General features: G+C 35.1%; 18 protein-coding genes and 3 pseudogenes. 8 read left to right on the top strand and 13 right to left on the bottom strand.

Annotation, left to right across the window (positions count from 1 at the left end; translation table 11 throughout):
* Positions 1-57: 57 nt before the first annotated feature.
* Positions 58-924 (bottom strand): helix-turn-helix domain-containing protein, encoded by an 867-nt coding sequence (locus ACJ5H0_RS10150; RefSeq protein WP_411249313.1) that lies wholly within the window; start codon positions 922-924, stop codon positions 58-60.
* A gap of 149 nt (positions 925-1,073) precedes the next feature.
* Between ACJ5H0_RS10150 and ACJ5H0_RS10145 the strand changes: the two genes are divergently transcribed.
* Positions 1,074-2,714, top strand: a complete 1,641-nt coding sequence (locus ACJ5H0_RS10145; protein WP_411249312.1) for an alpha/beta fold hydrolase — start codon at positions 1,074-1,076, stop codon at positions 2,712-2,714.
* On the opposite strand, the gene ACJ5H0_RS10140 is transcribed toward ACJ5H0_RS10145, so the two are convergent.
* Positions 2,715-3,539: a glycoside hydrolase family 25 protein gene (locus ACJ5H0_RS10140; protein WP_411249520.1), complete on the bottom strand. Its 825-nt coding sequence runs from the start codon at positions 3,537-3,539 to the stop codon at positions 2,715-2,717.
* A gap of 105 nt (positions 3,540-3,644) precedes the next feature.
* Between ACJ5H0_RS10140 and ACJ5H0_RS10135 the strand changes: the two genes are divergently transcribed.
* From ACJ5H0_RS10135 to deoC, 5 genes and pseudogenes are all read left to right on the top strand, one after another.
* Positions 3,645-4,907 carry an NAD(P)/FAD-dependent oxidoreductase gene (locus ACJ5H0_RS10135; RefSeq protein ID WP_172280406.1) on the top strand — a complete coding sequence of 421 codons (1,263 nt, stop codon included), beginning with the start codon at positions 3,645-3,647 and terminating at the stop codon, positions 4,905-4,907.
* Positions 4,904-5,575 carry a tRNA (guanosine(37)-N1)-methyltransferase TrmD gene (gene trmD / locus ACJ5H0_RS10130; RefSeq protein WP_411249310.1) on the top strand — a complete coding sequence of 224 codons (672 nt, stop codon included), beginning with the start codon at positions 4,904-4,906 and terminating at the stop codon, positions 5,573-5,575. The genes ACJ5H0_RS10135 and trmD overlap by 4 nt, the downstream gene beginning before the upstream one ends.
* A 346-nt stretch (positions 5,576-5,921) precedes the next feature.
* Positions 5,922-6,860, top strand: coding sequence for an endonuclease/exonuclease/phosphatase family protein (locus ACJ5H0_RS10125; RefSeq protein ID WP_411249308.1), 939 nt, complete (start codon positions 5,922-5,924; stop codon positions 6,858-6,860).
* Positions 6,861-6,893: 33 nt separating this feature from the next.
* A complete protein-coding gene (locus ACJ5H0_RS10120; RefSeq protein WP_172280401.1) occupies positions 6,894-7,364 on the top strand; it encodes an Lrp/AsnC ligand binding domain-containing protein in 471 nt (156 codons plus the stop codon).
* A 6-nt stretch (positions 7,365-7,370) separates the two neighbouring features.
* Positions 7,371-8,115, top strand: a pseudogene (deoC, locus tag ACJ5H0_RS10115) (deoxyribose-phosphate aldolase).
* Positions 8,116-8,169: 54 nt separating this feature from the next.
* Here the strand turns inward: deoC and dusB are convergent.
* Positions 8,170-9,165 carry a tRNA dihydrouridine synthase DusB gene (gene dusB / locus ACJ5H0_RS10110; RefSeq protein WP_411249306.1) on the bottom strand — a complete coding sequence of 332 codons (996 nt, stop codon included), beginning with the start codon at positions 9,163-9,165 and terminating at the stop codon, positions 8,170-8,172.
* 138 nt (positions 9,166-9,303) lie between these two features.
* A pseudogene (locus ACJ5H0_RS10105) lies at positions 9,304-12,503 on the bottom strand (hypothetical protein).
* 179 nt (positions 12,504-12,682) lie between these two features.
* Here ACJ5H0_RS10105 and ACJ5H0_RS10100 point away from each other — a divergent pair.
* Both ACJ5H0_RS10100 and ACJ5H0_RS10095 read left to right on the top strand, forming a co-directional pair.
* Entirely contained in the window at positions 12,683-13,519 is an 837-nt protein-coding gene (locus tag ACJ5H0_RS10100; RefSeq protein WP_411249305.1) for a T9SS type A sorting domain-containing protein, read from the top strand.
* A 173-nt stretch (positions 13,520-13,692) separates the two neighbouring features.
* Entirely contained in the window at positions 13,693-14,463 is a 771-nt protein-coding gene (locus ACJ5H0_RS10095; RefSeq protein ID WP_411249303.1) for a carbohydrate binding domain-containing protein, read from the top strand.
* Between the two features lie 74 nt (positions 14,464-14,537).
* Here ACJ5H0_RS10095 and ACJ5H0_RS10090 read toward each other — a convergent pair whose 3' ends face one another.
* The 9 genes and pseudogenes from ACJ5H0_RS10090 to ACJ5H0_RS10050 form a co-directional block, all read right to left on the bottom strand.
* Positions 14,538-15,773, bottom strand: coding sequence for a hypothetical protein (locus tag ACJ5H0_RS10090; protein WP_411249301.1), 1,236 nt, complete (start codon positions 15,771-15,773; stop codon positions 14,538-14,540).
* Entirely contained in the window at positions 15,736-17,358 is a 1,623-nt protein-coding gene (locus tag ACJ5H0_RS10085; RefSeq protein ID WP_411249299.1) for a hypothetical protein, read from the bottom strand. Before ACJ5H0_RS10085 ends, ACJ5H0_RS10090 begins: the two co-directional genes overlap by 38 nt.
* A gap of 51 nt (positions 17,359-17,409) precedes the next feature.
* A pseudogene (pyrF, locus tag ACJ5H0_RS10080) lies at positions 17,410-18,788 on the bottom strand (orotidine-5'-phosphate decarboxylase).
* A 123-nt stretch (positions 18,789-18,911) separates the two neighbouring features.
* Complete coding sequence (locus ACJ5H0_RS10075) at positions 18,912-19,259, bottom strand: YkvA family protein (RefSeq protein ID WP_172280389.1); 348 nt, start codon at positions 19,257-19,259, stop codon at positions 18,912-18,914.
* An 83-nt stretch (positions 19,260-19,342) separates the two neighbouring features.
* On the bottom strand, positions 19,343-19,882 hold the full coding sequence (locus ACJ5H0_RS10070) for a TlpA family protein disulfide reductase (RefSeq protein WP_172280387.1): 540 nt from the start codon (positions 19,880-19,882) through the stop codon (positions 19,343-19,345).
* Between the two features lie 38 nt (positions 19,883-19,920).
* Positions 19,921-20,484, bottom strand: a complete 564-nt coding sequence (locus ACJ5H0_RS10065) for a thioredoxin family protein (RefSeq protein WP_411249297.1) — start codon at positions 20,482-20,484, stop codon at positions 19,921-19,923.
* A 17-nt stretch (positions 20,485-20,501) separates the two neighbouring features.
* Complete coding sequence (aroC, locus tag ACJ5H0_RS10060) at positions 20,502-21,572, bottom strand: chorismate synthase (protein ID WP_172280384.1); 1,071 nt, start codon at positions 21,570-21,572, stop codon at positions 20,502-20,504.
* Between the two features lie 45 nt (positions 21,573-21,617).
* Positions 21,618-22,991, bottom strand: coding sequence for an LIC_10190 family membrane protein (locus ACJ5H0_RS10055; protein WP_411249294.1), 1,374 nt, complete (start codon positions 22,989-22,991; stop codon positions 21,618-21,620).
* Positions 22,992-23,034: 43 nt separating this feature from the next.
* Positions 23,035-23,259: a hypothetical protein gene (locus ACJ5H0_RS10050; RefSeq protein ID WP_411249292.1), complete on the bottom strand. Its 225-nt coding sequence runs from the start codon at positions 23,257-23,259 to the stop codon at positions 23,035-23,037.
* Positions 23,260-23,268 lie beyond the last annotated feature (9 nt).

The raw sequence follows: 23,268 nt of genomic DNA, 5'->3' as shown, positions 1-23,268 counted from the left end.
GACAAAAATATCAATGGCCATTTTATGGAATTGATTGGACTATTCGTGGTTTACGAATTACTTTTTGCTTTTATTACGGAAAGATAATGGAGAGACTCCTTCCGATCTGGAAAAGAGACGTGAAAAGTAAGTATGGTCATTATATCCCAGCTGATAGGCTATTTCTTTAACCGTGCAATTGGTGAAAAACAATAATCTTTTAGCTTCTATCAAAACTTCCTGTTGAATCCAGTATGATGGAGATTTTCCTGTTGCCTTGCTGATTACCTCAGTTAAATATCCTGGTGAAATGTTCATGATTTCTGCATACCCAGATGCGCTTTTCTGTGTAATGAAATTTTTTCTTACCAGGATCCTGAATTGTCTGGCCAGCTCTAATGTTCTGTTTTCTTTTTGTTTTTTATGAGAGCTTTCATTCAGAAAGTGAGAAGCAAACATTCCGGTATAAGCATTAAGCAAAGATTTTATGATAAAGAAATTTTCTTTTGTGGCCATCATCTCTTCTGTGCATGATTCAAAAAGAACCTGAGCCAGTTTGTTGAATTTTTCAGACTCGGAATTGCTTACAGGTAAAGGCATAATATCCACGAGATATTCTTCAAAAGCTGAGCGGACAAAGTCAGGAACCAGGTCAACGTTTAAAGCAATGAACCATCCACAAGCATTATTCATAAGAAGGCCCTGATGGACCTGACCAGGTAAAACACAGTAAATATGTCCGTTTTTAGCCTCAATGATTTTAAAATCCACCATCATTTTTACATGTCCGGTTTGGAGAAATGTAAAGATATAATGACTATCCCTGTGGATTCCTTTATCTAAAAGATTATCCTCCGAACTATTGATTCGGTCAGTGATTTTTTCTACAATAAAACCATGATCGGAGATCGTACTGAGATCGTAGGTGGGAATTGTCTGTCTCATGTTGAATTATAAAATCAAAGCTAATAAGGTCTTACTGCGATAGCTTATCGTATTGCTTTTGAAAAATTTAACTAAACAAAGATAAAATTTAATAATATGTTATGAGCTTTTAATCCTGTAAATAAAGATTTTTGTGTCAAACCTTTACCATGAAAAAACTTAATTCCTTATTGTTCCTATTTTGTGTGGTGTTTGCTAATGCCCAGATAATTTCAGGAACTGTCCTCTCGAGAGACGAAAACCAGCCTATTCCATATGTTAAAATAGGAGTTGAAAAAGAAAATATAGGTGTAATTTCCGATGAGAAAGGTAATTTTTCTATTGACCTTTCTGAGGCGAATACTTCAGGAAAGATAAGGATAGAAGTTCCGGGATATGATAGTTATACAGTAGGTTTTCAGGATTTTATAAAAAACAGTACACAAAAGATTTTTTTAAAGGAAAAAGTACAGCATATCCGGGAAGTGAAATTGTCCCCTAAAAAGTTAGTAGATAAAAACTGGGGTGTCAATACAAAGACGAAAAGTGTCATGTACTCTGTAAATCCACAATTTAAAAAGGAAGACTTTTTGGGTGAAACAGCATTGGAATTTAATGCAAACAAAAGATCAAAAATAAAGAATATCAACCTGAATATTGCAAGCTATGTTTCCGACAGGCCCGTGTTAATGCGTTACAGTATTTATAGTGAAAAGAATGGTTTTCCGGACAAGAACATCCTCAATGAAGAGATTACAGTAAAGCTTACAGAAGATATGATACAATCCGGAACATATACATTGAGTGTTGATGATCGTAATATTTGGGTACAGGGTAAATTTTTTATAGGAATTCAGTTTTTACAGGAGTTTAACGGTAAAGTGAATATCAGTGCAGCTCTCTTCAGAACAGGCTTCCTGAGGAAGTTTTACGGGGAATGGCAAAAAGTAACCTTAGCTGCTCCTGCGATAAATATCGATGTAAAAGTAGATAAAACAGGAAAAAACGTGGAAGAACAATTGGAGGATGAGAGTCTTGCTGATCTGATTCCCGACCTTAGCAAATATGTTGGTGAGGCAGATCAATCAGGTTATGGTAAAAATCAGGACATAGGTAAAATAGTTAAAGTGAAAAATGCAGATTTATACTATGAGGTATATGGTGAAGGAGAACCACTGGTATTGCTGCATGGAAATTCAGGAAGTATTAAAGATTTTTATCAGCAGATTCCTGTTCTTTCCAAACATTACAAAGTTATTGCTTTAGATACAAGAGGTCAGGGAAAAAGTACAGATTCATCGAAAAAAGATTTGACTTATTTGGGATTTGCCGATGACCTTAAAGCGGTGATTGATCATTTAGGACTTGAAAAGATACATATAGCAGGCTGGAGTGATGGCGGGAATACAGCCCTGGAGTTTGTTCTGAAATACCCTGAACGGGTGAACAAATTAGTGATTATCGGAGCTAACATTCAGCCTGATGGTGTAGATAAGCGTCTTGTAGACCATATGAAAACAGAACTTGAGGTTTTAGAACTTGAAAATAATCCTCAAAAGTTTAATCAGACCAGGATTTTAAAGATCATGCTCAAGGAACCTAACATCAGTACAGGATCTTTACATAAAATTCATAATCCCGTGTTGGTTATAGCGGGTGAAAATGATGTGATAAAAAAAGACCATACCGAATTGATCGCCAGAGAAATTCCGAATGCAAAACTGAGGATATACAAAAATGCAACCCATTTTGTGCCGTTTGAAGAAGCTCAACAGCTGAATGAAGATATGATGAAGTTTTTGGGGAAATAATTAATCCAATGTCATTCTTTTCAAAGACCAGGAACTACCATTGTACATATCCAGGTCAACTTTAGTATTGATTCCGTGGACGATTCCGTTTTCAGTAAATTGCCAGAAATCCCAAGCGTCATCAGGAGACGGAGTGGGTACATCATTATAATTTGCCAGCCACAGAGGATATCCGTCGAATTCACCTTTCAGAAAATCTTTATAATAATGGTAGTAAGTATAGATAATGGGTTTAGTACCGTATGTCTCTTCTATGATTTTACACCATACCTTAAGGTCTTCAACCAGTTTTTTATTGGTTTTTCGTTTTGGAATTTTTTCAATGTCCAGAATAGGAGGGAGGTCTCCGGTTTCCAGCTTTACATTGGCAAGAAAGTTATTAGCCTGAATAATAGGGTCTTCATCTGCTCTGTAAAAGTGATATGCACCTCTTATAAGCTCATGCTTTTTGGCCTGGGACCAGAATTCATCAAAATGTTTATCAGCATTTTTATTTCCCATGGTAGCCCTCATAACCACAAATTCCAACGGAATGGTTTTGTTTCCAATGCTTAAACTATCCCATTTGATATCTTCTTTATTTTGATAATGGGAAATATCGAATCCGTATGTTTTATCGAGATTATCAGTGAGGATTTTTTGAATTCTCAGAGTTTCCTTTTCATTATTATGAAGCTTTTTATGGGTAAACTTATTAAAGTACAAAGCATAATAGTAACTGATGGATTGTTTAAGGTAAAAACCTGTGCCAATAAGTGCTACGATAAGAATAGCCAATAAAATCTTTCGACGAAATAAATAGTTTTTCCGTCTTTTATTATGAATGTTTTTGGCCGCTTTTTTGGTGTACTTTTTTTTTCGTCATAAAGTTTTGCAAAACTAACTTTTTAACAAGTAAAATGCTAAATAAAATCTGTAAATTTGTATACTATGGAAACACGCGAAAAGATCATCATCATCGGAGGAGGTTTTGCGGGGCTACAACTTGCGAAAACACTGAACAATAAAAATAAAAAAGTAATTGTTCTCGACAGGGTAAACCATCATATGTTTCAGCCGCTTTTTTATCAGGTAGCGTGTGGAAGGATTGAACCTTCCAATATTTCCTTTCCGTTCAGGAAAATTTTCCAGAGATCCAGAAATATACAGTTTCGTTTGACAGATGTTAAAGAGATTGATCCTTCTCAGAATAAAGTGATTACCGATGAAGCAGAGTTTCGTTATGATAAATTAATTATCGCAACAGGCTGTAAGACTAATTTCTTTGGGAACAAAGATCTGGAGGGTAAAGCTTTTGGAATGAAAAATACTCAGGAAGCGATTAGTATCAGAAATCATGTCTTAATGACTTTTGAGAAACTAATTCTTGAGAAAAGCAGAAGTGACGATGGAAACTGGAACATCGTTATTGTAGGTAGTGGTCCCACCGGTGTAGAGCTGGCTGGAGCCTTTGCCGAAATGAAAAAAGAAATCCTGCCGAGGGATTATCCTTACATGAATTTTGACCAGCTTAAAATTATTCTGGTCAGTTCGACGGAAAAACCACTTGCCGTAATGAGTGACGAAGCTCAGAATAAATCTGAAAAATACCTTAAGGACCTGGGGGTAACTTTTCTAAGTGGAGAAGTTGTTACCGAATATAACGGAGATAAGGTAATGATGAAAAGTGGAAAAGAAATCCCTTCGAACAATGTGATCTGGGCTGCAGGTGTTACAGGAAATGTAGTAGAAGGATTTCCTGAAGAAAAATTAATCAGAAACAGATATATAGTAGATCGATATAACAGAGTTAAAGGATACGATAATATTTTTGCGATCGGAGATATTGCCTATATGGAAACGCCTAAATATCCGCATGGTCACCCTCAGGTTGCGAATGTTGCGATAAATCAGGCAAAAAATCTGGGCAGGAATCTTTTGAAAAGCAATGAAAGTGAGTGGAAAGAATACGAGTATAAAGATAAGGGTTCTTTGGCAACCATTGGAAAACATCGGGCAGTAGTAGATTTACCATTTATTAAATTTCAGGGGTTCCTGGCATGGTATTTCTGGATGTTTTTACACTTAATGCTTATTTTAAGTGTAAGAAATAAGCTGGCGGTATTTTTCAATTGGATGTGGAGCTATTTTAATAAAGATTCGTCCCTGAGGCTCATTATCTCACCTACTAAGAAAAATGGAACATTACAATGAGAATTGATATTATAAGCGTACTTCCTGAGTTGATGGAAAGTCCATTTCAGACTTCTATTTTGAGAAGAGCAATGGAAAAAGGGTTAGTAGAAGTACATTTTCAACACCTGAGAGAATGGGCAATAAACAAACACAGGCAAATCGATGATGAGCCTTATGGAGGAGGAGCCGGTATGGTAATGATGGTTGAGCCATTGGATAAATGCATCTCCCAACTTAAGTCAGAGAGAAGTTATGATGAGGTGATCTATCTTACCCCTGATGGGGTTACCCTTAATCAGAAAATTGCAAACTCCCTTTCTATAAAAAATAACCTGATTTTTATTTGCGGACATTATAAAGGAATAGATCAAAGAGTAAGAGATCTGCATGTTACCAAAGAAATTTCAATCGGAGATTATGTTCTAACCGGGGGAGAACTTGCGGCGTGTGTCTTGGCTGACTCTATCATCCGGCTGATTCCGGGAGTGCTTAACGATGAACAGAGTGCTTTAACGGATAGTTTTCAGGATGATCTTCTTTCACCTCCGATTTATACAAGACCGGAAAATTATAAAGGATTGGAGGTTCCTAAGGTTTTGTTAAGCGGGAATTTTAAGCAAATAGAAGAATGGAGACATGAAGAGGCCGTAAGAATAACAAAAGAGAAACGTCCTGACTTGCTATAATTTATTGATCATATTTTTAAATTTCGTCCTGTTTTTTTTCTTTTTTTGCAATTTCATATAAAAATGGAATAATAATTGCTATAGAAAGCAGAATAATAAAATAACAACTATTATGTTTTTATAGTTGTTTTTAATTAATATTAAGTATTGTTTGCTGTTTTGATTTTGTTTTGTGCGATTTTAAAACGAATTTGTTAAAAGTTTTAATATATTATATTGATTTGATTAAACTGTTTGAAAAAAATTTCTTTTTAAGACAAAATCAAAACGAATATTTCGTAATTTAACCCGGGAAAAATTCGTAATTTCAAAATTAAAACTATTGATTGAATAGAAATATGTGTTGATGGAGCTTTTTACTTTTTATAATGTAGAAAATTTATTTTTACCGGACATAAAACCAATTCATAAATTAGATCCGACGAAATCGGGTTTGAGGAATTGGGATGAACGTAAATATAATAATAAGCTTTTCAAGATAGCAAATGTATTTCAATTGATCAAAGAAGAAAATGGAGTCTTACCATTTTTAATTGGTCTGTCCGAAGTTTCCGGAAGGAAAGTACTGGAAGATCTTGTGAAGATGGATCCTTTTCATTCTGAATTTGGAATTGTGCATTATAACTCCATGGATGAAAGAAAGGTAGATGTAGCTATGCTATATGATAAAAGCAAAATAGAAGTAATAGACTCGGAGGCTATTACATTCTTTTTTGAAATTAAAAATAAAAACACAGAATATTACGATACAACTAGAGATGTACTCTATTCAAAATTAAAATATAAAGGAGAGATTATTAATGTCTTTATCGCTCACCTTCCCTCAAAGAGAGAAAAAGATGTTAATAAGCCTAAGAGAGACTTTATATTAGCAGAAATTCGTAACAGAATTTTAAATATTGTGAATAGCAGCAATGAGCATGTTGTTTTGTGCGGCGATTTTAATGAAAATCCGGATGATGAAAATTTAACTAATATCCTTTATGATGATAATCATAATAAAATATTAGAAAATCCGTTTAATGAATTGTTTTCAACAGGAAATTTTTCTACTTTTCATTATAAATCTGGCTTATTGTTTGATCAGATTATATTGTCGAAGTCATTTTTCAATGATCATAACAATATAGGATTGTCATTTCAAAGTGCCGAAATATTTAAATCTGAAAAGATAAGCAGCCGGAATAAACAATTTTCAGGTCGACCTTTCAGAACATATGCAGGTACGCGATATTTAGGTGGATATAGTGATCATTTTCCGGTTTTTGTAAAATTTAAAGAATAAAAAAAAACATAAATAATAAAAAAAAATTACAAGATGAAAAATTCAACAAATGCTAGCTATCATTTAGACTCAATCGACAAAGAAATTATCTACATGCTGATGGATAATGCTAAAACTTCTTTAGCCCATATCTCAAAACATGTAGGGATTTCGACAACTGCAGTGCATCAAAGAATCAAAAAGCTTGAGCACGCGGGAGTTATTGAGAATTCTATTTCATTTTTAAATCCAAAAAAAATAGGATATAAAGTTATTTCTTATATCGGAATCTTTTTGGATCAGCCTAGCCACTACCCAGATGTAGTAAAATCTTTAAAAGAAGTTAATGAAGTCGTAGAAGCTCATTACACCACAGGAAATTATACTATTTTCCTAAAAGTTCTTTGTAAAGATAACGACCATTTGATGCAGATCCTTAGTAAACTTCAAAAGTTAAAAGGTGTAACAAGAACCGAAACATTTATATCTCTGGAACAGGGAATAAGCAGACAACTGAAAGTATAATAAGTTATGAATATTGCCCAATATTTGGATTCAACATACCTGAAAACTCCTGCACAGTCGGGGATATCAGAAAAAAAAAACTTTACAGAAAGATATAGATCTTACGCAGGAAGCTATTGATAATGGTATTTTTGCAGTGATGATCCGTCCGGATTATGTATCCGCGATCAAAAAATATATTCTGGAAAAGAATTCAAATGTTGTTGTTGGTACTGTGATTGGTTTCCACGAAGGAACGTATTCTGTGGAAGAAAAGATGGCAGAAGCAACAAAGGCAATTAATGACGGAGCGGACGAACTGGATTTTGTGATTAATTATAATGCTTATCTTAATGGAGATTTAGATTTAGTAAAAAAAGAATTTATACAATGTACTGCATTATGTGTACAACATCATAAAGTAGCAAAATGGATTATTGAAATTGCCGCTTTAACCAATGAACAAATTGCAGACCTTACTAAACATATCTCAGAATGGGCAGCAGAAAATTTTTCTGACCAGGACTTATCTTCCATTTTTGTAAAGTCTTCTACCGGTTTTTATGAAACTACAGATGGAAAGCCAAATGGGGCTACTTTCGAAGGTATCAGAATAATGCTTGATAATGCCGGCAGACTTCCGGTAAAAGCAGCTGGTGGAGTAAGAACTCCTGAAGATGCGGAGAAAATGATCGGGATGGGAGTAAAGAGAATAGGAACTTCTTCAGCTCTATCTTTAATCAAAAATCAATCAGCGTCTGAAGCTTACTAAAAATAATTCAATTGTAACAATAAAAAAACCATCAGCATCTGATGGTTTTTTATTTTATACTTTTTCCTGATATTCTTCGTAGAAATGTTGGGTTTCTTTGATCAGAGCATCCATCTCAGCAAGAGTGAATACTTCAAGGAATTTTTTTCTGAATTCTTTGAAATGAGGAACACCACGGAAATAGTTGCTGTAATGCTGTCTCATTTCTATCAGGCCTAATCTTTCACCTTTCCATTCCGCACTCCATTCCGCATGCTGACGAACCGCCAGTAGCCTATCTGAAATAGTGGGTTCAGGAAGATGTTCACCGGTTCTAAAGAAATGTTTGATTTCATTAAAAATCCATGGATATCCTATAGCAGCACGGCCAATCATTACACCGTCACAAGCGTATTTTTGTTTGTATTCCAATGCTTTTTCCGGAGAGTCAATATCACCATTTCCGAAAATGGGAATTTCAATATTAGGATTTTGTTTTATTCTTGAAATATGTTCCCAATCAGCTTCCCCTTTATACATCTGAGCTCTTGTTCTTGCGTGTATAGTTAAAGCTTTAATACCTGTTTCCTGTAAACGTTCTGCTACTTCATCAATATTAATAGAAGTACTGTCCCATCCTAAACGGGTCTTTACAGTTACAGGCAGGTGCGTAGAGCTTACAACAGCTTTTGTAAGACGAACCATCAGGTCTATATCTTTTAGTACTCCTGCTCCCGCTCCTTTGCAAACTACTTTTTTAACAGGGCATCCGAAATTGATATCTACCAAATCAGGATTTACTGTTTCCACAATTCTTGCAGACATGGCCATAGCCTCCTCATCACCTCCAAAAATCTGTATTCCGACTGGTCTCTCATAATCGAAAATATCCAGTTTTTTACGGCTCTTTATTGCATCACGAATTAAGCCCTCGGAAGAAATAAACTCCGAGTACATCATATCAGCTCCATGCATTTTGCACAAACGTCTGAATGGTGGATCACTCACGTCCTCCATAGGAGCCAGTAAAAGCGGAAATTCCGGCAGTTCTATGTTGCCTATTTTTATCATGGTGCAAATTTACGAAATTCTAAACTTTCATAAAGACTGATATTATCTATTGGTGTGAATGATGAGTTTGAGAACCCAATTGTATACAATAAGCGTCTTAAGATATGAACAAAAAGATTAAGCCTGGGACTTAAATTTTTAAAAGCTTGCTTTTACCTGCATGCTACCAATATGTATGGTACGGTCTCCGGAATTACGTCCTTCATAATTCAGGTTCAGCTGTAAGAATGAGTTGATTGCCTGCTGAATAAAGACACTCCAAACCTGATTTTTTCCAGGCTTAAGGCCGTCCAGCATCTGATTTCCTACAATACTGAAGTTGTTTCCGGTAAAGTTGTTGTTGATGAATGAGAAATTTCCTCTGATAGAGGTTTTTTTACGCTCCCATTGTATGGTTCCTGTAACGTCAAAAGCTTTTAGTAACTCCTCTCCGTCTATTCTCTGTTTCTGGCGGAAGGCGGAGGAAAGCTCTGCCTGTATGGCGTCTGTGAATTTATAGGTAGCTTTTGGCTTGGTTTCAAAGTTATTCAATCTGTAATCCCTCGTCGCAAATAATTGTGAAGAATTTTTAATATCATGAACGGAATTTTCCCAGTCGACTCTGAATTCTTTATTGAACCAATATCCTAAATTCAGGAAGTGGGAGGTCTGCTCCCGTTCTTCATTACTGAAATTGGCATTGATGAGATTATCATTCGAGATGAACCGGTAATTTCCATTCCAACCCGATTTTTCCGTAGGGTTAAACTGTACGGAAGCTAGAATATTTTGATTTTTTAGAATCTGGTCGCTGTTTTTCTCGAACGGGTTGATGACCAGGACCTTATCTTTTTTATAAAAAGAGTTTTGAGAATTCAAGGAAATATTAAAATTCCACCGTTTTAAAAATGCATTTTCAGAATTAAGGACAATGGCCGGGTTAACAAACAACGCCAGCTGTAATTTATTCTTGTTGGATGGGATATACCGGACAGAATTGGTGTATACCCGGATGTACTTGGCTAGATCGGAATATTCGGCAATCTCAAATTCATCGAGCTGCTGGATGCCATCCCCATTGTAATCCGTCCATTTGTAAACTCCCTGTCCATCGGTTACTTTGATATATTGGAACTCTCTTTGTGCTTCCTGTCCGTTTCCGAGTTCATAGAATGCCTGTAAACGCATACCATTTCTGAAAAGCTGCTGATTATAAAGAATGTTCCCAACAACAAAATCATTGTTTCGACTTGTTTGCATATCCTGAATCTGATAGAAAAACTTCCTGTAATGTACTAGCACATTCAAGGTTGTTTTTTCATTTTTGATCAGTTGACTTTCCGCCATGATTCCCAGGATATTATTCATATTCTGCAGCCTGTTGTCACGAACTGAATCATTATCCCTCATATATACTTTCGCAAGCAGTTTTGTTCTTGTACTGTCACCAATCTTCTTTTGAAGAAAAAGCTCTTTCCAGCTGAAACTGGTGACATCCATCAGCTGAGAATCATTGTATTTTTTTTTCGTTATGTTCCATACTTCCACCAAAGGCCCAGCTTCCTTTTTTTCCGGTATATTCTGTAGAAGCTCCCCCTCGTATGAACTTCGTGTCCTGGAGAATAGCATTGGTACTTAAGTAAGACAGATTTCCCTTTGTGAAAAACTTTCCTTTAATCCAGCCAAAATCAAGATCATTTTTAAAACCTTTGTATGAGTTTTGTTCATCCAGATAGTTAAGTCGGTAATTTAAAGTTGATTTGTTATTCCACTTGTTAAGGAAGCTGAATATGAATCGGTTCTGTGTTTTCTGGCTGAATTCCTGAGCTAAGTTGAAATCTCTGGAGAATTCTACATCATTAATTCTATCAAGAATGTGAAATTGCTTATCTATATATTGATACTCAAAACTTGGTGTTCCTTTCCAGTTATTTTTAGTGAAAGTTTTATTCCCGTAAATCCGGCCTGCATAGCCTATATTCTGATCTGAATCCTTCGAAGAAAATAAATTGACATCGTAGTTACTCAAAGATATATCAGCGCCAATTTTACCCTCTTTAAGCAAAAACTCTGAATTGACAGAAAACACCTGTGATTTCTGGGGTGAAGGCAGTTTTCTTACTGCTCTGTAATCTCCTGAATTTGGTCCTGTATATTCAAAAACACGACCGTTATTTGTGGTCTGGGATAATTTATAATCTCCCAGATTAGGGCCAAAATAAGTAAATGATACCTGGTAAAGTGTTTCGGCAGAATTAGTGGAAAATTCATAATGGCTGATTCCTGAATTCTGAACCAATCGATACAGGATCTTATTAACATCATATTCTGTAATGACTCCTGACGGGGCATACATCAGATTAGGATCATTTCCGGCATTGGCCAGAATTTGCTCATCCTCTTTAGATAAATTCAGGGCAAGCGGTGCATTTTTATTATCGTTTTCCATGAACCAGCTTAAGCCTACCTTCATTTTCTCTCTACGGTGTTCCACTTTTCCTGTGAAAAGATATCTGGAATAGTTTCTGTTGGTGTAATTGTAAGAAATGGTAATAAAGTTCTGTTGGAAAATTGGTCGGAAACTGGTGAAAGTAACTTCACCGGTGTTGTAATTTATGATGTAGTCCTGGTTTTCACCACGCTTCATTAATATTCCGTCAATAAATACCTGTTCAGATCCTGAAATCAGAGTAATGAACTGCTCTCCGTTTTTTCCCGTTAAACGATAAGGCCCCTGGTTACCTTCGACCCCTTGAAAACGTACCCTGTGAAACTCACTTCGGGCCACACCCATTGAAACATCTACAAATGTTTTGTTTTCATTCCCAAATTCCGTCTGGAACTCAAGTCCCATGCTACGTCGCTGGTATTTTGCAAAATAATTCTTAGCTTCCACCAAATCCAGATGTCCTGCTCTAAGGATTGACTTATCCTTAATGTTCAGCTGCATGTAGATTTTATCGAACTCTTCGAGTGTTTGAGTATAACCATCGGCCTGGATGGGAAGGTTATGATCAGAAATACTCGCAAGGATGGTAACGTCTTTAGAAAGTCTTCCCGATATCTGAAGGTCCATTGAACTTTGTACAGATTGTCCCTGATTGTTTCCGAAGGTAATTCCCCGGATGATGGAACCTTTTGAGTTAAGCTCGCCTAAGAACCTTTTTTTTGTCATTTTTGGCAAGTACGGCCTCATCTACAATTATTCTGTTTCTTGTTCTTACGAAATCCAGTGTGTCCTTTGAAAAAATATCCTGTTCAAGCCTTGCTGCTAAAATACTATCCTTTTTTATGGTGTCTTCGGGAATATTGGGGTTCTTCCATGAGAAAATCTGAGCATTTGTTACCAATGTGCCCATGAAAAGAAACAAGAATACAAGAATAAAATTCCGCAAATTTTCCAAAATAATTGGTAAAAATACTTAAAAAATGTTAAAGGTAGCCAGTTTAGCTTTATTAACAAAAAATCGCCATATTTATTGTTTTTCGTCAGAGAATACTCTTATTTTTAAAATAGAAAATTATAAAAAATACAAAGATGAAAAAGATTTATTCTCTATTTGTTGCATTGGCAACCACAACAGTTATGTCCGCACAATCTGTTATTACTCAATGGAATTTTGATGGAAATACAAATGCTGCCACCACAGGTTCGGGAACTGCAAGTGTTTTTGGAGTAAGTAATAATCCAACATTTGCTTCAGGGTCTCCGGGCAGAGCATGGAGTGTGAATGGGTTTCCTGGACAAGGCTCTGCATCGGGTACCGCGGGTTTTAAATTTGAAGTAGATACTTCAGGATATTCGGCAATCTCCGTATCTCTTAATATTGCGGGCTCCAATACGAGCTCAAAATATTTTCAAATGCAATACACAACCAATGGTACGGAATGGTTTGATGTAGGGAATGTAATTGAAATCGGACCTACATCATCCTCTAATTGGGTCAGCATGAATAATTCTATTCCGGCTGGAGCCAATAATAACACACAATTTGCGGTAAGGATTGTATCCGTGTTTGATCCTGCGAACAGCAGTACTTATACTGCGGTGGGTGCCTCATCAAATTATAGTACAAGCGGAGCCGCCAGGGTGGATAATGTAACCATATCCGGAACATCCACTACTTTATCTGTTCTTGATGCCGGTAGTGAGAAATTTAGTTTTATAAAAAATACATTCATCAAAAATGAAGGTATTGTTTTCGGAACAAAAGTGAAGGATATCAAGATATTTAATATGTATGGACAGGTTATAAAAACAGCTAAGGTCAATAAAAATCAGACTTTGGATATTTCTGAGCTACAAAAAGGAAGTTATATTGTTACAGGTATCGTCAATAATCAACCGGTATCACAGAAAATTCTGAAAGATTAATTTTGATTTTTGAATGGAAAAACCACCGCTTAAAAAGCGGTGGTTTTTTTATAATAATAGCATATTGATTTAATATTCTTAATAGAAACTTAATCCATCCTTAATTTAGTCGCTTTAATTTAGGTGTAATTTTGTTGTAGAGATTAAAAAAACAAACATAAAAAAGAAAAATTATGAGAAAAATCTTTACAATTTTAAGCATTGCTACATCATTGATTTTTGCGAATGCACAAAATCTCGTACAAAATCCTGGTTTTGAAACAGGAACTTTAGCACCTTGGGCTGCTGGCTGGAATACGGCATATACAGCACCTAATATTACAGCAGATGCACACACCGGCTCTTTTGGAGCTAATTATGTACCAACAGCTACGACTGGTTTTTTTCAAAATGTTAATATTACAGCCGGAACGCAATATACACTTAGCTTTTGGTATAAAATAAACGGCTCAGGTAATGGAGGAAGAATCTGGAGTAATTTTTTAGATGCTGGTGATAATCCGGTTAATCTCGTAACGGACGCTGCTAATGATCCATTAAGAAATAACAATCAATATTTACCTAAAAGTGCAGCCTGGCAACAAAAAGTAATCACATTTACGGCACCGGCCAATGTTAATAGATTACAGCTACATCTTCGTGCATACAGCAATTCAACCGTTAGCTTTGATGACTTTTCATTGACAACCGGAACATTGGCAACCGGCGAGGTTTCTGTATCTAAACACAGGCTTGTTAAAAATACTTTTATTCAGAATGATGGTATAACGTTTGGAACTCAGTCTCGTGATGTGAAAATTTATAATATGTACGGACAGGTTGTAAAAACAGCTTCTGTAAAAGAAAATGAGGTTTTACATGTTTCAGAATTACAAAAAGGAAATTATATCGTAACGGGAATTGTGAACAATGAGCCTGTTTCTCAGAAAATTTTAAAAGATTAATTCTACTTTTCAGATATAAACACGGCCGCTTTTAAAGCGGCCGTTTTGTTTTTATAAAATTTTAGATTTTTTATTTAATACCATCCTCTTCTTGCGGCATTGATAATGGATCCGAGATTGAGAACTAAAGTATATCTGATTCGCCTTCCGTAATCTTTAAATGCGGGTTCAAATCCCAGCGAGGATTGGATTGGGAAATAAATTTCTAGAAAATCAGGAACTATTTTTAATTTAATTCCGCTATCCCAGATAAATTGGGTAGGGTTGTTCCTGTTCTTATAAATTCCTGCATCAGCATACAAATGGAATATCTTCCATACGCTGGTATCAACATTTAAAGAGGTAATCCATTGATTTACACTTCCGGGAATAAAAGATTTAAATCCTCCGTCAGCAAGAATAAACTGCTGTGAAAGAAAACCACTGTTGGCACTTTCCCCTAAAAGATTATATGAAAAAGAGTAATTGGAAACCCTGGAAATCCCATAATTAAAAGTATTATTTCTAGTGTCATTTCTCACGAAATATCCTGCAAATAATCTTAGGCTGAGCTTTTGTTTAGGTGCAAATTCCCATCTGTAAAAGCCTTCGGCAGTTATTTTATTAAAGTCTTCCATTCCCTGGGTGCTGATGCTGATACTTTTTTCATGGATCATCTGGTTATCCGTATATCCATATCCGATACTCCACAGATTATACTTGTCATAGTCATTATTAGCTATCATAAGAGGGCTCAGGTCTCTCTCGAAATAATTATATGACATGCTTATTCCTCTGCTTACCGTACTTCTGGGATTCTTTCTAAAACTGATATTGGAAAAAACAGAGCCTTTCCTGTAAGCAAGATTATAATCATAATGGTAATATGCCCCGGATACTCCGAAGGTTAAACTGCGGATAATACTTTCTGCAGGAAGAAAAGAATATGAAACGGCACCTGAACCCGTTAATTTTCCGGTTCCTGTACTGTACGTAGGTGTAACAGAATAAAGGAATTTCTGATCAAAAAAAGATTGGTTTTTGAAATTAAATCCTAAAAGAAATTTATCATAAGTATTATTGAAACGGATTCTTGGACTGATGTAGATTTCATTAAACTCAGGATTGGGAATATCCTTTATAAGTTTAAGTTTTATTTTTTTTGCATTTGAGAATAAGCCTTTGGAGTAAAGGAAGTTGTCTCTGTAATTCGACTCCGGAAAGATATAATCATTATTTAAAGTGATCTTGTATATATCTAATGCGGGAATGGAAACCGTTTTTGTCATTTCCTCACCGTCGGTCTCTACCCAGTATTCTTTTTTTTTCATCCTCTCTCGTTTTTGTTTCTAATTTAACAGGAATAGGAGCAGAGGTATTTTTATTGATTTTAATATGCAGTGAATCGTCTTGTTTCTTCAATTTCTGAAGCTTAAAGTTAACCCTGTTTTTTTGTTTTAAAAAATCGGTTAAATAAGCGGTCCTGTTATCTTTTTCTGCAAGTTCTATGAGGAAATCTTTAGGATCAATTTGCTTGTCTGTATTTTTAGCTATGTAGTTCTGCAACAGGGTATTGAAGTTTTCATATCCCATTTTATCAGCAGAATAGTTGAATAAGCTTCCTGTTTCAAAGCTACTTATAGCCATTACATTGAAATTGCTCAGTACAGTAAACTTTTCTCCGATTTTCTGATCCAGATTCTGAGACATAATATATTGGTAGGTAAGACCGTAGCGATCAATTAATTTCAAATTAGAAGCATGAAATAATTTTAATGGTCTGATTCCAAATATTTTTGATTCAGGTAGTTTTCCCAGCAGCTTTGTTTCGCCATAGAATTTTTTGATGTATTGAATTTCTATATAGGATTTCAATCCATTCTTAAACCAGTGATTATCCTGTTTATCTGTAATAATACTTTCGTCAAGGACTTTTTTGGCGATAATTCCCAGGTAATCGAGATCTGCCTTTTCTGCATCTGTAAATAATTGAAACCGGAATTTCCAGAAACTAATATCATTATTACCAAAAAAATCTTCATTCGCTCTGAACTTTTCAGAAATAAAAAGTCTTGATGGAAGATAACCGATCTTTTCCTTTATAAATTTTAAATGCAGCGGAAGATAGAATTCTAAATTTTCCTTTTCCTGTGGTGTTAGTGGATATCCAAACCGTACTTCTGTGCTTATATCTCCTGTATTTACGTTAATGAAAGGGTATTCATCCTGGGAAATGATAAACTCGGGATCTGAATCCAGATAACCTTTGAATAAATTGGATTGATCCTGGTGAAGATTACCTTCAATAAAAGATTGGGCAGGAAGGTCAAATTGGAAGGTCCAGTAGGTATTGAAACTTACAGACTCTTCGATATCATGATAATATCTTCCTAAAATATTGCCCGGATCAAAATGATCCGGAACAATAAAGAAATATTTTAAAGCTATATTTCGATCAGATGTACCGTATCCAGTAAATTTTTTATCCGGAAGCTGTATCTGATACTGCAGTTTTAATCTTATGCTTTTCCCCGGTTGAAGAGGTGCATTTAAAGGAATAAAAAGATTTTCCGCACTTAAATTATTTACAGGAATAGCCTCATCATCAGGTCCTTTTATGCTAAATTGTAAAAGTTTCCCCAGTTGTTCAGGTTTTGCGAAATGAAGATCAGTATTACGATCTTCCAGTTTTCTGTAAACAAGTGAAGTTCCTCTTTTTTGATAAGCAGAAACCCAGTTTAAAAGTTTAACGGTACTTAAATCTTTTTCAGAGTTATTGTAATAAACAATTTCCTGATTTATATCCAGCGTTTTTTTATCTGAAGATAACTTCGCTTCAATAGAAATGCTGTCTTTTTGCGCAGAAACCTGCACAATTCCCAAAAACAAAATAAGACAAATACTGATCTTTCTCAATGTGGTGATAAAGCATCAAATATAACTCATTTTGTATAGACTTATAAATTTTTATTCTCGAATTAACCTTTTTTTTAAAGAACTTATATAAGCTTTCCAGCCTTCGTTTTTATAAGTTAATGCGGCAGCTTCAGGATTTTCAGATTTATAAATTCCTCTTCCTACGATTATAAAATCAGTATTCAGGCTTTTAAAAACATGTTCAGGAGTATTGTACTGCTGTCCTTTTCCATCTCCCGAATCTGAAAGATTTACTCCTGGAGTGAATAACAATAATTCTTCAGGAATTGGGTTTTGAGAAACTCCCCCGATTACATTAGGATGGGATAGAGATACTTTAAGAGCTTCTTCACGGTAGCTATTCGTTGTTAACGTTCCTTTTGAAGACATTCCTATAATTGCAACAACACCTACATTCTTAAAGCAGTCAAGAGATTCAAAACCACCGATAACCTGTGACGTTACAAAATCTGCCAGTCGGTAATTTTAAATACTCCACTCGTGAATTGTAATTCCTGTGTGTTTCCAATATCGGCAAATTTTCTATCTTCCATGAGTAAGAATTTATGCTTTTCGGCTAATTCTTTTAACGGAGTAATTGTTTTTTCAAATTCGAAATCTGAGATGATGTCAATATGTGTTTTGAGAGCAATAATATGAGGTCCTACTTTTTCAGCAAATTCCAGTAACTCTCTGGTTGTGGTAACATCTGCTGAAGCAATAAGGTTCGATTCTTTACTGATGGCTAGTTCTAATAATTTTTTAGAAACAGAATGTTGAGCGGATTTTAATTTCTGCTCATAAGAAGCTCTGATTTTTTCTTCAAATTGGATGTGGTTTCCTAAAAGGAAATCCTGGATCCTTTTTACTTCTTCATCTGATAATTCTCCTGTTTCCTGAAGAATAGTACATACTTCTGAAATATTAAATAGGGTATGAACTCTGAATCCTTTACTTTCCAAAAGCTGCTTTCCTCCCTGTTCCCTGTCAAGAACTACAACGATATCTGCTACTTTTAGATCTTCCTGTTCTACTTCAGCAATGGTTTCTAATAAAGATTTTCCGGAAGTGATCACATCTTCTACCAATAAACAGTTTTGTCCTTTCTGATAAATTCCTTCGATCATTTTCTTGGTCCCGTAATCTTTAGCCTCCTTTCTTTTAATGATAAGTGGAATGTAACTTTCCAGAGACATGGCTGTAGCCATAGGAAGAGCGGCATAAGGAACTCCACAAATAAGGTCAAAATTATCCAGAGGAAGCATTTCCAATAAATAATTTGCAAGATTTTTCAAAATTTTAGGATCAGAAGCCAAAGGTCTCAGATCTACGTAGAACGGGCTTTCAATACCGCTTTTTAAAGTGAACCTCCCAAATTTAATGATACCTAGCTTGTAGCACTCTAAAAAGAACTCTTTTTTACTTTCCATTATTTTTTATTAGATGTTGCAAATTTAAGGATTTGTAATAAGGCTCAAAAATTTATCCCTAAATTATAAATAAAAAGCCATTCCAAATTTTTGGAATGGCTTCAAATAATATATTTGCGTCAATTATTTTATAATTTGAGCATCGATTATCTTGGTATTACCTGTATTTAGTTTTTGTTCAGCTTCCCAAAGTAAAAACTTGTCCACTTCTTTGATTAGTTTAGGGATCACTAAGTATAAAACAGCCAGATCATCTAGGACTCCCAAAACAGGAACAGCTACTTCCGGAATTAAGTCGATTGGAGAAATGATATATAAAATCCCTAACATCGGTAAAATAATATCAATGGATTTCATAGGATAAATTCCTTTTCTCCAATATTTAACCATTCTGAAAATGTCAGGTATTTTTTTGACAAAGCCCTTATGGTTGATGGCTTCTTTAGCCAGGTTTAATTTAGAATATTTCATTTTGTGTTTGGTTTAAATAAATTCTTGACTTTACAAAATTCGCAAATTCTATACCAAATAATTATAAAAATTCGTTAAAAGATTTATTTAATAATATTGTCAATGAACTGATGTACAGACTCTGTATTCCAATCTCTGTACGCGTCTTCTTTGATCAGGATCCTTCCCGATTTATCCAGTAAAAATGTTGTCGGGAATGCTTTTGGTAACAGCTTTTCTGAAATCGGACTTTGGGCAATATAAACAGGGACCGTATAATTATTTTCCTGAAGGAATTTCCTTACTGCATATTCTTCATCTTTCATAGCAATCAGTACAAAGTCTACATTCCCTTTTCTGGTGTCGTACAGCTTTTGAATGGTTGGCCATTCTTTTCTGCATGGCGGGCACCAGGTTCCCCAGAAATTTAGAAAGATAGGTTTATCTGTAAAGTTTTTCAGATTTGTACTTGGAACGTTAATCCCCTGTAAATCGATATCATAATCTTCCTTACTTACAGTTACTGCATTTTCTATAGTAGCAACAGGAAAGAACTGGTCCTTCACAAAATTTCTTACTCCTGGAATAAAAGCAATAATTCCTATAATAATGATAAGTACAAGATATGGTATATTTTTTTTCATCTGCTATTTTTTATTGTCATTTCTGACGCATACATTTATTACAATAACTCCAGTATTTCCTGAACAGCATCCTTACCTCTGTTTTTAGCATAGTAAATTTGCAGATCATTATAAAACTGATCTTTAGGATAAGCCTCCGGATCTGCCTTATATTTCATTAACAATTCTTTGCCGTAATGAGGTCGGGGTCCCCATGAGTTCTTTACCGTAAAATCATCATTCAGGATGATAACTTTAGGAATAGACTCTGTTCCATTCGTTAGAAACTGATTAATTAAACTTTTATCACTGTCTCTCAGAAAAATTCTTACCTCATTATGACCCTCAAAAAACTTAACAAGTGCCGGTACCGTTGAGCTGGCGTCACCACACCATACTTCTGAAATAATCAGAATTTTCCCGTTAAAATTCTTAGATTTTAATTCGTTAACCTGGTTTTCGTCAAGGATATATTTTTTTAGGGTTCTGTCCATCCTTTGAAGCCCCAGTTCATAATATTGTTTATAATCGATGTCATGTTGGTTGTCAGGAGTTTCAAGTCTTTGTCTTCCAATACGAACATATTCTTCAAAATTGATTGCTTTATCCCAATAATCTTTCATGGTGTATATTATTGTGTTTAAAAGTTATTTAGATTTCTTGTTTTGTTGATCAAAAATAAGTCGGCTAATACAAATGCGGCTAAACTTTCAACTACGGGAACCGCTCTTGGAACGACACATGGATCATGTCTTCCTTTTCCTTCAACAACAACAGGATTTCCATCTTTGTCTATGCTGTCCTGTGGTCTTAATATGGTGGCTACAGGTTTGAAAGCTACTCTGAAATAAATATCCATACCATTGGAAATACCACCTTGTATTCCCCCAGAAAGATTAGATTTTGTAGTAAAATCGGGATTAAAGGCATCATTATGTTCTTTGCCGGTCATCTTAGCCCCACAAAAACCACTTCCGTATTCAAAACCTTTACAGGCATTGATATTCAGCATTGCCTTTGCAAGTTCAGCCTGCAATTTGGAAAAAATAGGTTCTCCAATTCCTACAGGAACGTTTTTTATAACACAGGTGATGGTTCCCCCGATGGTATTTCCTTCTTTTTTAATTTCTTTAATTCGGGCAATCATTTTTTCAGCTGTCTCAGTATCAGGACAACGTACATCATTGCTTTCTGTTTTGGAAAAATCCAAATCCTGATAAGGCTTCTCACAGAAGATGTCACCTACGGAAGAAACATAGGCATTGATCTCGATATCTGATAAGAGCTGTTTTGCAAGCGCTCCGGCTACAACCCAGTTGATTGTTTCCCGGGCAGATGATTTTCCACCTCCGCGGTAATCCCTGATCCCAAACTTCTGATCATATGTAAAATCTGCATGACTTGGACGGTATGCATTTGCAATATGATCATAATCTTTTGATTTCTGATTTTCATTTTCGATGATAAAACCAATGGGGGTACCTGTGGTTTTTCCTTCAAATATTCCGGAAAGAAATTTTACCGTATCACTTTCCTTTCGCTGAGTAACGATAGCAGACTGGCCAGGCTTGCGACGATCCAGTTCATATTGAACCTGATCGAGATCAACTGTTAAACCTGCCGGAAAGTTATTGATTATTCCACCATAAGCCACACCGTGACTTTCTCCAAATGTTGTAAGACTGAGAAGATTACCTAAAGTATTGAACATAGCACAAATTTACGGCTTTTTATTAATATAATAATGCCTTTGTGTTTAGTTCTGTTTATTGTGGTTAATGATAATATTGATAACCCGCATTGCTTCTTTTTTCTCCTTCATATTCATCGTTTTCCATACAAAGCCTTCCCGGATATTATTTTTATTGATGGTTTGCGGAAAGATGTTTGCGTTAGCATTATCAATAATATAACTAACGGTCATAGAAGGAAGTGGAGTGCCAAAACTATAAGGATAGTTTTCAGGAACATTAAAGATAAGATTTCCGATTCTGAAAGACCTGAACGGGGTATATTGATATACAGAGGGTTGGTAAATCTGTTTTTTTTCAAACTTACCCATGAAACGGGCCATTTTGTAGCTTGGAATATGCGTTGCAATCAATGATGGAAATAAGAAAAAGAATATAACACAAGTGCCCGCTATTGAAAATATGGCTATTGATTTACTTCTGTTAATATAATGAGATAACAAAATAAAGGCTACAATAAAGAAAACATCAATGAAGAACCGGTACTGTGCAGAGAATAAAAGAACAAGGATTGTCTTGATAATTATTGAAATGGTGATAAGATTAATAACTCTGTTTTTCTTTCGAACAGAATACAGTATCAAAAGAAGAAGAGTCAGTATGAATAAAATATTGATCTTTGCTTTAATGCCTTTTAAAAAGAGCCAGTTTTTAATATAATCTATTGAAGAAAACTTTTGAATTTCTTCAAAAGTGTATTGCATGTCATAGGTTTTCTGAATGGCAAACTGAGATGATCTTTTAAGTATTTCAGGGTTGGTTTTCCATGATATTCCCAGGTCAACAAAAGCAATTGGAAATACAGGATACCCGAATGTCCAGATATTTTTTACGAAAAACAAAATAAGTATTACCACACCCAAAAAAATATTCTTTACAGGCGATTTGATAATAAAGACTGAATAAAGAAAACTAAGAACGGGAAGCCAGATCATGGTTGGCTTTATTGTGAAAATAAAAACAGAGAGTGCGAAAAGGAGAGCTGATTTTTTATTTTCTGATAAAATTTCATTTAAAATAATCAGCGAAAAAATAATAACCGGCAGATCCGGGCTTGGGGACTGAGAGAAGAGAAGCATAACCGGAAGAAACCCAAGTTGAATCCAGGATTTTTTTTCAATGATATAAAATGCATAAATGATTAATATGATGACGTTGATCCGTAGAAAAGGATCAGAAAAGTTAGAAAACCCTGCCTGGAATATATGCCATACCGACATTTGCCCTAATGTAAGGTCTAGATTAGAGATTCCTTTAACAAGGCCGTATTCCGTGAGCCATTTTATAGAGGGTACATAATAGCCGAAGTGATCCAGAATATAAGGATAATAAGAACCACAAAAAAGAATGATCAACACGATGGCAGTCAGAAGAATCATGTCTTTTTTTGAAAACCGATAATATTCCAGATAGAGTTTATCTTTAAAAAAAAAAGAACAAACCTATTGCAATCGTGGTTATTTCTACGTTGATATTGAGCGGAATGAAAAATGCGATTAAGGTCCATATAACACTTATGATAAATATTCCCGAAAAAGCTTTTCCTGAAATACCTGAAAATAAAGTTCCTGAAAGCATATCCATAATTTTTCCCCATCCCAGAAGGGTGGAGATAATAATTACAGAGGAAAACAGAATTAGAATCATAAAAAAAGA

It is taken from the genome of Chryseobacterium proteolyticum, from assembly GCF_046591535.1.
Taxonomy (GTDB): Bacteria; Bacteroidota; Bacteroidia; order Flavobacteriales; family Weeksellaceae; genus Chryseobacterium; species Chryseobacterium proteolyticum.
The sequence above is the reverse complement of the archived record's forward strand: the minus strand, read 5'-3'. Positions and strand labels throughout refer to the sequence as shown.

Coding starts and splice junctions, on each gene's coding strand:
- ACJ5H0_RS10150 (WP_411249313.1), bottom strand. CDS start 924: ATGAGACAGACAATTCCCACCTACGATCTCAGTACGATCTCCGATCAT.
- ACJ5H0_RS10145 (WP_411249312.1), top strand. CDS start 1,074: ATGAAAAAACTTAATTCCTTATTGTTCCTATTTTGTGTGGTGTTTGCT.
- ACJ5H0_RS10135 (WP_172280406.1), top strand. CDS start 3,645: ATGGAAACACGCGAAAAGATCATCATCATCGGAGGAGGTTTTGCGGGG.
- trmD (WP_411249310.1), top strand. CDS start 4,904: ATGAGAATTGATATTATAAGCGTACTTCCTGAGTTGATGGAAAGTCCA.
- ACJ5H0_RS10125 (WP_411249308.1), top strand. CDS start 5,922: ATGGAGCTTTTTACTTTTTATAATGTAGAAAATTTATTTTTACCGGAC.
- ACJ5H0_RS10120 (WP_172280401.1), top strand. CDS start 6,894: ATGAAAAATTCAACAAATGCTAGCTATCATTTAGACTCAATCGACAAA.
- dusB (WP_411249306.1), bottom strand. CDS start 9,165: ATGATAAAAATAGGCAACATAGAACTGCCGGAATTTCCGCTTTTACTG.
- ACJ5H0_RS10100 (WP_411249305.1), top strand. CDS start 12,683: ATGAAAAAGATTTATTCTCTATTTGTTGCATTGGCAACCACAACAGTT.
- ACJ5H0_RS10095 (WP_411249303.1), top strand. CDS start 13,693: ATGAGAAAAATCTTTACAATTTTAAGCATTGCTACATCATTGATTTTT.
- ACJ5H0_RS10090 (WP_411249301.1), bottom strand. CDS start 15,773: ATGAAAAAAAAAGAATACTGGGTAGAGACCGACGGTGAGGAAATGACA.
- ACJ5H0_RS10075 (WP_172280389.1), bottom strand. CDS start 19,259: ATGAAATATTCTAAATTAAACCTGGCTAAAGAAGCCATCAACCATAAG.
- ACJ5H0_RS10070 (WP_172280387.1), bottom strand. CDS start 19,882: ATGAAAAAAAATATACCATATCTTGTACTTATCATTATTATAGGAATT.
- ACJ5H0_RS10065 (WP_411249297.1), bottom strand. CDS start 20,484: ATGAAAGATTATTGGGATAAAGCAATCAATTTTGAAGAATATGTTCGT.
- aroC (WP_172280384.1), bottom strand. CDS start 21,572: ATGTTCAATACTTTAGGTAATCTTCTCAGTCTTACAACATTTGGAGAA.
- ACJ5H0_RS10055 (WP_411249294.1), bottom strand. CDS start 22,991: ATGATTCTTCTGACTGCCATCGTGTTGATCATTCTTTTTTGTGGTTCT.
- ACJ5H0_RS10050 (WP_411249292.1), bottom strand. CDS start 23,259: ATGATTCTAATTCTGTTTTCCTCTGTAATTATTATCTCCACCCTTCTG.